Origin of the sequence: Psychrobacter sp. WY6 (genome assembly GCF_018448495.1) — a bacterium.
GTDB lineage: Bacteria > Pseudomonadota > Gammaproteobacteria > Pseudomonadales > Moraxellaceae > Psychrobacter.
Map to the genome: position 1 here is coordinate 1,512,516 of NZ_CP049902.1, position 13,904 is coordinate 1,526,419.

Below are 13,904 nucleotides of genomic sequence, written 5' to 3' on the forward strand. Positions count from 1 at the left end.
CTCAGAAATAAAACTGATAGAAGCCCTCTGTATTATCCGTCAGCTCTCGATATTGCTGTTCGCCTGCATCTGCCAAATCAGCAAACAACGCTTCATAGCTATCTAGCTGTTTGGGTTGTTCGACAAATCGTGACGAGCTGGCTTTTAGCGCTCCCGTGATTCCCATGGTTAATTCAAACACGGCAGTATCTGGATTGGCATACTTGGCGTAAAGTACTTCGCCTTGTTCAGTGAACTTGATCTGTCCATGTAAAGTGCCAGCAGGCTGAGCAGCGATGGCTTGATGGGTTGAGCCACCACCACGACTGACGGAACCACCACGACCATGGAACAGGCGGGTGGTGATACCATATTGATTGGCGATATCGGTGATGGTTTGCTGGGCACTATATAACTGCCAAGCGGAGGTAATAATGCCGCCATCTTTAGAGGAATCTGAGTAGCCAAGCATAATCTCTTGAATGTTTCCTGAGTGCTCAAGTAAATCACGATATAGCCGATTGTCCAACACCATTGGCATAATTTTATCGATATTTTTTAAATCTTCGATGGTTTCAAACAGTGGCGCAACTGGTAGGGCAGAAAATAAATGCCCGTTCTTATCAATACCCGATAAACCTGCAAAACGCATCAGTAGCAGCACTTCTAATAGCTGACTGGCGTTATTGGTCATCGAAATTACATAGCTACCAAAAGTATCGTCGCCGACCAGTTTACGCAGTTTAGCGACAGAATTCATCAGAGCAAGCTGTTCGTGTGTTTGCGCGCTTAAGTTGTCGGTATAAATCAGCGGTGCACCTGGCTTTTCTAGCAAACGCGTTAGCCATTCTTGCCGCTCTGTTTCGCTGAGAGTGTGATAGTCGGGCAGATTCGAGGCGCTAGCAAAAATATCTGCAATGACTTCGCCGTGATAACCTGAATCTTGGCGAATATCTAGCGAGGCTAAATGGAATCCACAGGTTTTGACTAGGCGAATGGTATCAAGCAGTAAGCCTTCGCCATGCGCTTTGTCATGAGTATTGACACTTTTGCGAATAAGGCGTAAATCATCTAGCAAGGCCGTCGGTGTTGAGTAAGCCTCTTTTGCAGCCTCCTCATCTGTGCCTTGGCTTTGGATATGCTGGTTGGTCGCTTTTATTTTAGCCAGAATAATGGACAGCAGTCTTCGGTACGGCTCATTATTGTAATCATCAGGATTGTAGCAAAAGACTTTTTGATCGAGTGTGTTGTAGTCTTTGATACGGGTATAAATCTCTGGCGCGATATCGACGATAGTATCGCTATGAATCAGCTCACGACGCAATTTTCTGATCAACACTTGGTAATGGCGTAGCACGGTATTAGCATGCATCAATACCGCCATTTCAGTGGTTTCATGGGTGACGAATGGATTGCCATCTCTATCGCCGCCAATCCAAGAGCCAAAACTGACAAAGGCGGGTAAAGGGTAGTTGATTAACTCAGGATAGATATCGACGATAGCGTCTTTTATATTACGATATACTTTGGGAATGGCAGTGAATAAGCTGGCATCAAAATAGTGTAAGCCGTTGTTTATTTCATCATAAACCAAAGGTTTTCGGCTGCGAACTTCGTCTGACGACCACAGCAAGTCAATGGTTTCTGCTGTCTTTTGCTTAGCTTGCATAAAGGCTAGGCTGCCTTCGGGATAGTCGCTCATGGCATCGGTATGCTCATAGAGGGTTTGCAAGATATTCATGGTGGTGCGTCTACGGGCTTCGGTAGGATGAGCCGTAAAAACAGGAATAAATTTAAGGTGATCAATAAGCTCTTTGATTTGCGCAGGTTCGATTTGCCGCTCACGGCATTCTAACAAGGTGCGGCGAAAGGATCCTTCCCAGCTTTGATTGGACTGAGCACGCATAGTACGGCGTTGCTCACGCAGATAGTTTTCTTCAGTTAAATTGGCAAGGAAAAAGTAAATAGAGAATGCGCGAATGACGTTTTTTAAGGTTTGATTGTCTAATGAGGCAATAAGATCGATCAGCTGCTGTTTGTGTGCTGGATTATGCTCGCGGCGCTCCTGAATAAAGCCCTTGCGCAATGTTTCGATAGTACGTAGGGTATCCTCCCCAGATTGGCGAGAAATGGCCTCACCTAAAAATGCGCCTAACAATCTAACACGCGCACGCAATACGTCGTTCTTCAATAACATAATTGGCTTCCTTGGCTTTTAATCGACTCATTTATCAATGAGATAGGCTGGTTAATAATTAAGGGTCGCTGTTCTTATAGGATATGAATTAAAGTTATTTATATTCATTTGCTAAAAAATCCAAATAGCGTTTCCACGAGCGCTCATCGGCACGTGCATCATATCTATCACTGCCGAACACGCTAAAGGCATGTGGTGCACCACTATATGTCACCATCTCATGCGGTACTTTTGCTGCTTCTAATGTCTTACCCAAAGTTGCGAAGCTCTCTAGAGAGACAGATTCATCAGCAGAGCCATGGAATACTAAGATTTCTCCAGTTGTCTTGTCATAACTTTGACCTGTTGGAATATCGAAGGCACCATGGAAGGGTACAAATGCTTTTTGCTCAAATCCTGAGCGCGCCAGCTCCAGAGCAACGGTACCGCCAAAACAATATCCCATGGTAGTGCCTTTACGCACATCATTACCTTGTAGTCTTCCAGCATTCAACGCACCTTGAAGTATGCGGCGCATTTTATTGCGATTATCGTATAATTCCCCAGTTAAGCGTTTGTTTTCTTCAATAGAAGTAGGACGAACGCCTTGCCCGAACATGTCTGCCGCCAATACGTTGTAGCCCTCCGTGGCTAACATGTCAGCACGTTTGCGCTCATAGTCTGTCAATCCATCCCAATCATGAATGAGTAGGATAAAAGGCGCATTAGCTTTGTCGGCTTTGGCGTAATAGCCTTCGTATGCTTGATCATCCACGGTATAGGTAATATTTTTGGTTGTAATGGCGGCAGCTGTTTGGCTGAAAGTCAGTGCCATTAGTCCGATTGACGCACCCATTAGCAATGAGTGATAAGGTTTTTTGGACGTAGTCTTTGAAGTTGATAACATGGTATGTCGCCTTATAATCGTATAAAAAGATAAATAGTTGGCTAAAACCATGCCCATTTTATTTATCAACTGTTTTAATGCTTCCTAAGAGCATACCTTAAAAAATCACTACATGACAAGAATCTATCGTCAACGTTGAGGCTCTGTTTAAATACGCTGAAATTACGGCTTTATCACGGCTGCAAACTTTAACCAAATATCAACAAGGAGTGCCATGAATTAGTCATATTTTTTGGCTAATATTAAAGACAGCTCTATACAAAAGTTCTAAAGAAATAGAGCCTACTTTTAATTACTAGCTAGGATGCATAATGAAAAATAATATTGATCATACTGACCCCGCTAAAGATATGAATACGGAACGTGGCAATGGCGGTGAGACTCACCAGCGCGCAGGGGATGACACCAAAGTATTGACGACCCAACAAGGTGTCATCTCTGATAATCAAAACTCTCTAAAAGCAGGCGCACGTGGGCCAACCTTATTAGAGGACTTTGTGTTACGAGAAAAAATCCATCATTTTGACCATGAGCGTATTCCTGAGCGTATTGTTCATGCGCGTGGTAGTGCTGCTCACGGTTATTTTGAACTCACTGAGTCGCTCGAAAAATACACCACGGCGAAAATTTTGACTGAAACAGGTAAACAGACGCCTTTATTTACCCGTTTTTCTACGGTTGCAGGTAACAAAGGCTCAAAAGATACGCCACGTGATGTGCGTGGTTTTGCTGTGAAGATTTATACCGAAGAAGGTAATTGGGACATCGTGGGTAACAACATGCCAATTTTCTTTATTCAAGATGCGATGAAGTTTCCAGACCTCATTCATGCGGTCAAACCAGAGCCGGATCGTGGATTTCCGCAAGCTGCTTCGGCGCATGACACCTTTTGGGACTTTGTGTCATTAAGTCCTGAGACCATGCATAATTTAATTTGGCTGATGAGTGATCGTGCACTACCACGCAGTTTACGCATGATGGAAGGCTTTGGTATTCACAGCTATCGTTTAATCAACAAAGAAGGCAAGAGTACCTTTGTCCGTTTCCATTGGAAACCTGTACTCGGTGTACAGTCAACCACGTGGGATGAGGCGGTAAAAATCTCAGGCGCTGACCCTGATTATCATCGCCGTGATTTGTTTGAAGCCATTAATAATGGCGACTATCCTGAATGGGAGTTTGGCGTCCAGTTATTTACTGAAGAAGAGGCTGATAAATTCCCGTTTGATCATCTAGATGCCACCAAGCTGATTCCAGAAGAGATGGTGCCAGTGAAAGTCGTGGGTAAAATGGTGCTGAACCGTTATCCCGATAATTTCTTTGCAGAAACGGAGCAAGTGGCGTTCTGTCCATCGCATCTGCCACCAGGTATCGACTTCAGTAACGATCCATTATTACAAGGTCGTTTGTTCAGTTATCTAGACACGCAATTATCACGTTTAGGTTCGCCTAATTTTGCCCAAATTCCAATCAACGCGCCGAAATGTCCGTTTGCCAATAATCAGCAAGATGGTCATATGCAGATGCAAGTACCTAAGACTCGTGTACTCTATGAACCACAAAGTTTAGACCCAACCAGACCACGTGAAAGCGCCAAGCGTGGCTTTGAATCATTCCATGAGCAGTTGGATGATGGTGTGAAAGGTCGCGTGCGCGCAGAGAGCTTTGCCGATCATTATAGTCAACCGCGCATGTTCTATCGTAGCCAAACACCAGCTGAGCAAGCGCACATTGCTTCTGCTTATGCCTTTGAGCTAGGTAAAGTAGATACGGCGCATGTACGTACGCGTATGCTGAGTCATCTACCGCATATCGATGAAGACTTGGCAAATCGTGTGGCAAAAGCGCTAGGTATGGAACTGCCAGAGCCTGCTGATGCCGCTGCTCCTGTACAGGATATGGCGACATCGAAAGCAGTACAAACGATTGGTCTAACGCCTAAGAGTTTAAAAGGCCGTTTGATTGGTATCTTGGTCGCTGAAGGCTCAAAGCATAGTGAAATCAAAAAGTTCGAAGAGGCGGCAAAAGCGCAGGGTGCTAGCGTGAAAATCGTTGCACCCAATAAGGAAGTTGTCTTAGATGATGAGACGCGCATACAGGCTGATGAGCGTCTCGCTGGCGGTCCATCAGTGATGTTTGACGCAGTCGTGAGTATCATTATGCCAGAGCAAGCTAAGAAGCTAGCCAAAGACAGCTCAGCATTAGATTGGTTCAACGATGCGTATGGTCATTGCAAAGCCATTGCTTATTGCGGCGCGACCGATGAGTTTATCTTAAGTAAGCTACCTATCGAAAAAGATGCCTTTGTCACGCCACTAGCTGAATTGGATACTTTTATTGAGAATGCCAAATCTCGTCTGTGGGAACGTGAGCCAAAGGTTCGTGATTTGGCGTAGTTTTTTTAGACCTCTAATAAAGAACTCAGCCTTAGCGCTGGGTTTTTTATTGAATTTTTAAAGCTAATTTCAGAGTGCTTGGTAGCGCCCAAATATTTGAAAATAGAATAAAAACTCAATGTGTATTTTAGTTGTTTTTTGTTAAATAAAGTTTAAATTATCTAACAATACTATTCGTCCGGAATTTTTATCGTGAAAACACTTAATAAGAATTTATCACTTAGTTTGTTGATTCTACTGACAGGCAGTCTAGTAGGTTGTGGCGGATCAAGTGGCAGCGATAATGCTGCTTCTAACGAACAGATAAATACTGAAAAACCGAAACCCGAAAAACCCAAGCCAGAAAATTCAAAACCCAGACCTGAAATACCGAAACCTGAAGCAGTAGAGCTAAAAGATACTTTGACCCTACCTTCATTACCTCTCAATAATAAGCCATTAGATATTGAAGCTAATAATGACGGATTGAATGACCTTAAAACAGGAATATTTGATATTGACATTGGTCGCTACGAGGATAATAACCCGCAGGGTTATAGCTGTACGGACAAGAATCGAACATATTGTACTTTTGTTAAACAGTACAAGCTGGACGAAAGTTTAAATAAAATTGTTGAACGCCATTGGATGTATGAGCCTGCATTAAAGCAATGGCTCTCAGTCAGTGATGGTATTACGGAAGACTTTTTTTATAATAGATACTTTACTGGAGATACTCTAAGCTACAATGGCAAATGGGGCAGCCGCGACGAACTTACGTTTCCTGATTATAGAAGTGATTTTAAGGTAGGCGCGGGTAAGCTGATTTTTGATAAAGGCAGCTCAAAATATGACGTTATTATTAAAGCGGTAGGTCTTCCGGGCGGGGCTAAAAGATACAATATCGACTTTATTTTAACGCAAGGTGAGGTAATAACGCTTGAAGATGTGGATTTTTTCTCAGGAAATAATCAATCAGGAGATGCCAACAAGTATTCAACATTAAAAGCGTATCGTGACGCTCACTCAAAAATTGAAGATTTGGTTTGTGCGCTTAAATTGAGTAACAGTGGACTGGTCTTTAACAAAGACATTCTTGGTGCTACTTTGTATAATATACAACCAGTTGTACTTATGCCATCAATTATAATGTTTCACCTCAAATACTAGAAGAAGGCGTCAAAACAGTAGCTGGGAAAAAAGTAATTTATCTAAATAACCCCACTGATATGTCATTAGAGGCCTCTAAAAATACCAGTGAGCAGCAGTATCTGATGGCAATTGCATTGGGTAGTGATGGAGTTGCTCAAATGGGCCGAGCATATCAACCAGGGTTTGGCCTCTTTAGAAACCCAGATTATGATAGAAAAGGAATTATCAGTATATGGAAATCACCAGTGACGATAAAGAGGCATTGGTTTTACCATTCTAATTTAAAAACAGCATGAATTAATAGGCAGTAAAAACTCAAATAAAACCTAACATTAATGTTAGGTTTTTGCTTTTTAGCCAATGATGATTAAGCCAAAAAAAGAGCTAAGAAGCAAACCTATTTCAGATAAAGCCCATCTCAAGAAAAATAGTCACAAGCGTTCACTCAAAGTCATTACAAGTTGAATGGTGGGCGCTATACTAAATCCTATTAAGGCGCATTAAAAGCGCCTCCTATAGTAGGGATACTATAACAGTGAGCAATCATGTAGCAGGGAATGCAAATGAGTTTATGTGAAATTATACGTTTAGAAGGATATATCCAAAGTACTTATCTTGCGGTATATCCAGATAAAATCATGCTGCTGGACGGTGGTTGCCGCCCTGATGTAGCGATGGTATTAGATTATATTAGAACGACGTTACAGCGACCAATCAGCGATCTAAAAGTCGTCGTGGTGACCCATATGCATCCTGATCATGCAGGCGGCGCTCATCAATTTAGAAAAGAGACGGGCTGTATCATTGTTTCGGCAGAAAAAAAGCATCAATGGTATCGCGGTATCGGTGGGCATGCCATGCATTTTGTGGATATAAATCTTGCGCATTATGTGGCCAGACGTCAAGGTCGCTCCCTTAAAAATCTGTATTATCCTGCCCATCTTACGCCTGATATTATCGTTAAAGATGGGGATAGCGTGCCAAAATTTGATGAATGGCGAGTACTGGAAACACCCGGTCATACAGATCGTGATTTATCTCTATTTCATATACCAAGTCGGCAAGTCTATACGGCAGATTTAATTATCAAACTGCGTCATAAGTTCGTGGCGCCTTTTCCTATTTATGATCCTAAAGTCTATATTCAGTCACTACAAAGAATAAAGGCGTTAAAACCTTCTATGGTCATGATGGCACATGGATGTGAGCTGGCAATCGACGCAGAAACGTTTGATATGCTGATTACGCAAGCACCCAAGCATCCACGGACGATTAAAGACACGATTAAGCATAAGCTACTGTGGCGAAAAGACGCTGACTTCACTATTTTTAAACGAAACCGTAAAAAATAAAGTGAAATTTTAAACAAAAAAAGCCCAGTCACTATTAACATAATGACTGGGTTTTCTAAATATGGTGGGCCGACCGCGACTCGAACGCGGGACCAATTGATTAAAAGTCAACTGCTCTACCAACTGAGCTATCGGCCCTGAAGAGTATATAAAAAAGCATGGCTTTTTTAACTCTGCAAGTGAATTTACAACTTCGTAAATTCGGTGAAGTTTTCTAAAAGAAAGCTTCTTAAACTTTGTTACTTATTATGCCAATACCTGATAGGGCAATGTACATAACAAGCATAATACTAAATATGGTGGGCCGACCGCGACTCGAACGCGGGACCAATTGATTAAAAGTCAACTGCTCTACCAACTGAGCTATCGGCCCTGAGCGAAGATAAAATGAAGTAGTACTTCATCTGAGTGCAAGAGAATTTACATTTTCGTAAATTCTAAAAACTCTATACCTTTACTAGGTTTATATCTACTACAAGATAAATTTCCTTGAAGGCAAACTTATTAAAACTAGACATCTAAAAAATGTCTTTAAACTTAATTTTAATATTAGGTTAATCAACATTAAAAGAGGCATTAAGTTTGTTTCAACGTTTAAAGAATTTCTATCCCTAAACGTGAGAGCACATTATATACACTATCAGGACAATTACAACCCCGTAATATAAAAAAAGTGCAATTAATGCGAAAAAATGCGTTTTTTTTATATAATTTGGCTTATTGGTGGCTGTTTCATGGCAGTAAATGCCTATTTAAAACGTCAGTCGCGACGTTTTAGTCCCTAGACAGTGCTTCAACAGGATCTAATTTAGCAGCATTACGCGCTGGCAAGAATCCAAATACGACACCAATCAGTGTTGAACATATAAATGCAGCAATGATAGAGGTTGGTGAGTAAATCACTTTAAAGCTATCACCAGCAAAATTATTAATGATTTCACCAATAGCAAAGGCCAGTCCAATACCTAATAAGCCGCCCAAAATACAGACGAGTACGGCTTCTATCAAAAACTGCTGCATGATATCGTTTTGACGAGCCCCAACTGCCATACGTACACCAATTTCATTAGTGCGTTCCGTGACCGATACTAGCATAATATTCATCACACCAATACCACCAACGATCAATGAGATAACAGCAACCGATGAGATGAGCAGTGTCATAGTACCTGTCGTTGATTCAATGGTCTGACGAATAGAATCTGAGTTAATAATATTAAAATCATCTTTACCATGGCGACCTTCTATTATATCGGAAATAGCTGACTCAGCTACACTAGATGAGACACTATCATCTAACAGTGCTATAAAACTATCAATATTTGCACTACCAGTTATACGTGACATCACAGTGGTATAAGGCATATATATGACAGGTGTCGTGCTACTTGGTCCAAAGCCACCGTCGCTTGCCTCAAGGACGCCAACCACGCGTCCAGGCACACTACCGATGAGTATGACTTCTCCGATAGGGTTATCTATATCTGCAAAAAAAGCACTCTTGGCATTGTCATCGATAATAATATCTTGACTGCGAAGGTCGATACTTTGCGAATCGAACCTTGACCTAATGCCAGCGTCTCACCAGTGACCTCTAGATAATACTCACCAACACCATTGATGGTCGAGTCTTCCTGCACGCTGCGATAGCGTACACTAGAGCTGGTATTGACTTGAGGGCTCACATTGATAACATACGGTTGACGCTGACCTTCTGCATCTTCTGGTGTGAGGTTGTCGTCATTATATTTACGTCGCGGGTCGCCTCTAGGGTAGCCGTCATTGACGGTGATGGTATTGGTTCCTAGCGAGCTAATATTTGCGAGAATTGCTGCTGAGAGCCTTGACCAAGACCAACGATAGACACAACCGCAGCGATACCGATGATAATGCCTAACATGGTCAGCAAGGTGCGCATCTTGTGTGCACGCATGGCAAGTAAGGACATTTTAAAAGCTTCGAGCAAACGATCCACAAAACTGCCAAAGGCACTTTTACGATGTCCACCGAGGATAGATTCTGGGTGTTGAGTTGTCGGTTTATAATGCTCAGTTTTGTAATCTGCAATGACGTAACCATCTTTTAACTCAATAACTCGTTCGGCTTGGGCAGCAAGTTTGGGATCATGAGTACCATGATAATGGTATGACCTTTAGCATTTAGATCATGTAAGATCGCCATCACGTCTTCGCCAGATTTGCTATCTAGTGCACCAGTGGCTCATCTGCTAAGAACATCGCCACCATTCATCAGGGCACGAGCAACCGAAACACGCTGCTGTTGGCCGCCTGAGAGCTGGCTAGGACGATTATTTACTTTTTCACCAAGACCTAGATCAGTCAAGAGCTTTTCTGCGCGATTGATTCGTGCCTCAGTGTTCATACCAGCATATACGGCAGGGACGGCAACGTTATCTTTAGCGCTAATGTCACCAAGCAGGTGGTAGCGCTGAAAGATAAAGCCAAAATGCTCTCGGCGTAACTCAGCCAATTCATCTGCCTCTAGCTTGTTTGCTGATTGGCCATAAATCTTATAGTCACCTGCTGTCGCCTGATCTAAGCAACCCAAGATATTCATTAGTGTAGACTTACCAGAGCCAGATTGCCCGATAATCGCGACCATTTCACCTTGATTAATCGTTAAATTAACCTCGTGCAATACGCGAATGGTTTGCTCTCGGCAGCAAACTCTCGAATAATACCCGACAGCTCCATAATTGGCTTGTCAGCGGTAGCTGCAGTATTGATATTATTCGGTGATTTTTTCTATCGAAGCACTAGTGCTGTCAGTCGGCTGTTTAGTAGATTGAGATATAGTCATAGCAATGTCTTTAATCAAAGATAGTGAGTGTCGTGAGAAAAGGGCTAAGTTGCTCAAGCCCTTTTATCGTTAACATAGTCAAAGAATTAATTACATCCTTGGAGTACCAGGTATACGAGTACCACCACCCCCACGGTTACCTGGAGCTTTGGCACTAGCTTCGCCGATGATGACTTGCTCACCTTCTTCCAATCCGCTTAAAATTTGCGCATTTACTCGGTTATCAATGCCCACTTCTACTGTGCGAGGTTCTACTGTGCCGTCATCATTTAGTACGCGTACAACCTTGCTGGTTTTTGCTTGACCTTCAGTTTGATTTCTCGCGGGTCTTTCTTGTATGGCTGCTGATGGTACAAGTAGGGTATCTTTGGCTTGATCGATGATGATATAAATCTGGGCGGTCATATCAATACGAAATAATCGCTCAGGGTTAGCTACTTCTACGTAGCCAACATAGTAGATTGCAGAATCGGTTGAGCTGGTCTTGCTAATTTCCTCGGGTGCCGGCTCAATATGCTGTCGTCGCATCATACTGCTTGTCTGGATTACCGATGATATTAAAGTAGGCGGGCATACCAGCATTGACATTGATAACATCGGCTTCGGAGATTTGTGCGTTGATTCTAACAGTAGACAAATCTGCTAAAGTTACGATGGTCGGGGCTGTTTGATTGGCATTGACCGTCGTGCCTTGCTCTGTGGTCACTGAGACGACAGTACCTGATATTGGCGCGCGAATCGTTGTATAGCTAAGGTCTTCTTGAGCCGTTGCGACATTGGTTTGAGACTTTCGTAATGCTGCTTGTTGGCTATTGATGTTTGCAGTGGCTGTTGCAATGGCGGCTTGTGCTGTATCAATAGCAGCGCGGGCATTGGCTACTGATGCCTGAGCGGTAGCAACCTTTGTCGCTTGCGTATCATAATCCTGCTGCGATAATCGCATCGATAGCCAGTAAGCCTTGCAAGCGCGCAAAGTCAGACTGTGCTTGTTTGAGCTCAGACTGACGGCTGGCAAGATCGGCATAGGCACTTTTTAGACTCGCTTGTTTGCTTAACGATTCTGCTTGCGCACTTTGTAGCGCGGCTTCACTTTGCTCAAGACTGGCTTGTTCATTGCTCAGGCTGTTCTTCTGAGTCACTTGATCAATCTGTGCAATCAAATCGCCTTGTTTCACCTCGTCACCCACTTCTACATAGAGGTTTGTGACCTCACCAGAAACCTGTGCACCGACATCGACGGTATTAAGTGCTTTAACTTTACCTGATGCCATGACATTGTTTTCGATATCACCAACCTCAACAGGTGCGGTTAAATAACTGGGTTTTCTTCCTCTGGTTTTAAAAAAGTATAGGCCAAAGCCCCTAATGCTACGATGATTAAGGCGATGACCCCCATTTGATGCAGACTTTTTGCTTTTTTGCGCATAACAACAATCCAGTCACAATGAAATCAAGTGTACATATAGTAGAGGCTTGAAGTCCAAAAGGGAATGGTAATTAGTTTAAGAAAGGTTAAGAAGTTCAGCAGTAGAGATAAGGCAGACTATATTATGGAAATAATAAACAAAGGAAGAATGTAATGTTAAACCATCAGCAAATTCAAAAAATAATTAACGATTATAGTAAAAAGATAGGGCTAAATATTGATGATGTTATTTTAAGAGATATGCCTTCTGGATTTGGTGAGCCACACTTGGAGATAAGCGGTGGCTATTACCACTATGTAATATGTGAGCGCGGTAGTGAGTTATCTAGAGAATCTTTTTTAGATGTAGACGATTTCATTTAGTTTTTTGAGATGGTAACGTCTAGGGTAGCAGGCGAGTATGAGCAAGAGAATAGTGTCATGAGTGAAGATCAAAGAGTTATACGCTTTAATAAGCAAATTGAACTTATGACGCAGCTATCATGGGGTAGAAAAAAAGAGCAGATATAACAGAAACTTTAAAAAAATTTCCTTATTCAGTTAATAACAGAACTTACGATAAGAAAACTTGGTTAAATAAGTTATTGAATTTTTCAACCAAAAACGGCAAACAGCCGCTTACCTGATAACTCAAGCGCTGCCTGCAATAATAACTCCCACGCTGGCTGACGCACGAGTCCTTTGATGGCTTGGTCACATTTATAAAGCAGGGCAGGCCATTCAGCCGTTTGAGTTTTTGACTGGCGACGGCAAGCTTGCTGGTACAACCCTTGTTTGCTACGCCAAATACCAAGCGCTTGCGGATCTTGCCCATCCATCAATTGCATAATTTGCCGCATGTCTTTACTAATCGCCCATAATACCAAGGTGGTTGGCTCGTCGGTGGCTTTCAGCTGAAACATGATTTTGGCGACTTGCGTGCTGTTACCGGCAAGCATGGCATCCGATAAATCAAAGACGCTAAATTGTGCATCACTGACCAACGCGGCTTGTAGATCCTTAATGTCTAAGGCAACATTGTTTGGAAGTTGTGTAGAGTGATCAGCCTGATGATTAGCCTCAATATTCTTAGCGACTAGCTGCGGCGCAAATAAATAGGAGAGCCGCCATAAGGTCTGATAAGCGCTTAGCAGATGGTGCTCAGTATGCGACATAAGCAGCTGCCACGCCTCTTGCGATAGCCGTAAACCAAACTGCTGAGCTTGTATTTGCAGTAGCTGCTGTCGTTGCTGCTCATTATATAAATTGCAATCAATGACATGACCATATTGAGCAAATGGCGTAAACCACTTGCTGCTTTGCGCTCGTTTGTCTTGCTTGGGCGTGAGCCATAATAAACTATGACTGTGCGTCCCTGTTTGAGCTTCAACGGCAAAGTGCTCAAGCTCAGTGATGACCGCCTTGTCAGGCTTATGGTTACCCGTCACGATGAGTGCACTGGCATCATCAAATAAAGACTGGCTACCAAGCTCTGACAATACTTCTTGCCAGCTCTTGACTGATATCAGCAATACGCTTAATCGCGTAATTCTGCGCGCGCCAATGTGGTCGCAGGGCATCGATGAGCCATTGACTGAGTAGTGGCTCATCACCATGCGCCAGCCACAAGCCCGCGACTGCAACGGAAGGCTGTAGTAGCTTTGGGTAGGCTTGTATAAAGGTATCTTGCATAGGGTAATAAGTACACAGATTGATGAAAATAAACGTGGAATGTGTT

Annotated in this window: 8 protein-coding genes, 2 tRNA genes and 3 pseudogenes; 6 read left to right on the top strand and 7 right to left on the bottom strand. The window is 42.8% G+C overall.

All coding sequences use genetic code 11. The features are described 5' to 3' along the window. Window position 1 precedes the first annotated feature (1 nt). The gene (locus G7Y90_RS07650; protein ID WP_250163820.1) at window positions 2–2,176 is read right to left on the bottom strand and encodes a phosphoenolpyruvate carboxylase; all 2,175 of its coding nucleotides are present in this window, start codon (window positions 2,174–2,176) and stop codon (window positions 2–4) included. A gap of 94 nt (window positions 2,177–2,270) precedes the next feature. Continuing rightward, window positions 2,271–3,062: a dienelactone hydrolase family protein gene (locus G7Y90_RS07655; RefSeq protein ID WP_201553433.1), complete on the bottom strand. Its 792-nt coding sequence runs from the start codon at window positions 3,060–3,062 to the stop codon at window positions 2,271–2,273. 311 nt (window positions 3,063–3,373) lie between these two features. On the opposite strand from G7Y90_RS07655, the gene G7Y90_RS07660 reads away from it, so the two are divergent. The 4 genes from G7Y90_RS07660 (at window position 3,374) to G7Y90_RS07675 (ending at window position 7,941) form a co-directional block, all read left to right on the top strand. Further along, window positions 3,374–5,458 carry a catalase gene (locus G7Y90_RS07660; RefSeq protein WP_250163821.1) on the top strand — a complete coding sequence of 695 codons (2,085 nt, stop codon included), beginning with the start codon at window positions 3,374–3,376 and terminating at the stop codon, window positions 5,456–5,458. A 192-nt stretch (window positions 5,459–5,650) separates the two neighbouring features. After that, window positions 5,651–6,607, top strand: coding sequence for a hypothetical protein (locus G7Y90_RS07665; RefSeq protein ID WP_250163822.1), 957 nt, complete (start codon window positions 5,651–5,653; stop codon window positions 6,605–6,607). Window positions 6,608–6,666: 59 nt separating this feature from the next. Next, window positions 6,667–6,885, top strand: coding sequence for a hypothetical protein (locus G7Y90_RS07670; RefSeq protein ID WP_250163823.1), 219 nt, complete (start codon window positions 6,667–6,669; stop codon window positions 6,883–6,885). A 267-nt stretch (window positions 6,886–7,152) separates the two neighbouring features. Continuing rightward, window positions 7,153–7,941: an MBL fold metallo-hydrolase gene (locus G7Y90_RS07675; RefSeq protein ID WP_201553445.1), complete on the top strand. Its 789-nt coding sequence runs from the start codon at window positions 7,153–7,155 to the stop codon at window positions 7,939–7,941. 62 nt (window positions 7,942–8,003) lie between these two features. Here G7Y90_RS07675 and G7Y90_RS07680 read toward each other — a convergent pair. The 4 genes and pseudogenes from G7Y90_RS07680 to G7Y90_RS07695 all read right to left on the bottom strand — a co-directional run bounded on the left by G7Y90_RS07680 (window position 8,004) and on the right by G7Y90_RS07695 (window position 12,187). After that, window positions 8,004–8,079: transfer RNA gene (locus tag G7Y90_RS07680), tRNA-Lys, on the bottom strand. Between the two features lie 159 nt (window positions 8,080–8,238). Next, a tRNA-Lys gene (locus G7Y90_RS07685) sits at window positions 8,239–8,314 on the bottom strand. A gap of 401 nt (window positions 8,315–8,715) precedes the next feature. Beyond that, window positions 8,716–10,655: pseudogene (locus tag G7Y90_RS07690) on the bottom strand (MacB family efflux pump subunit). Window positions 10,656–10,851: 196 nt separating this feature from the next. Then, window positions 10,852–12,187: pseudogene (locus G7Y90_RS07695) on the bottom strand (efflux RND transporter periplasmic adaptor subunit). Between the two features lie 153 nt (window positions 12,188–12,340). Here G7Y90_RS07695 and G7Y90_RS07700 point away from each other — a divergent pair. Continuing rightward, window positions 12,341–12,550, top strand: coding sequence for a hypothetical protein (locus tag G7Y90_RS07700; protein WP_250163824.1), 210 nt, complete (start codon window positions 12,341–12,343; stop codon window positions 12,548–12,550). Window positions 12,551–12,559: 9 nt separating this feature from the next. After that, a complete protein-coding gene (locus G7Y90_RS18925) occupies window positions 12,560–12,697 on the top strand; it encodes an Imm63 family immunity protein (protein WP_502937408.1) in 138 nt (45 codons plus the stop codon). Window positions 12,698–12,780: 83 nt separating this feature from the next. On the opposite strand, the pseudogene holA reads toward G7Y90_RS18925, so the two are convergent. After that, window positions 12,781–13,858: pseudogene (holA, locus tag G7Y90_RS07705) on the bottom strand (DNA polymerase III subunit delta). Window positions 13,859–13,904 lie beyond the last annotated feature (46 nt).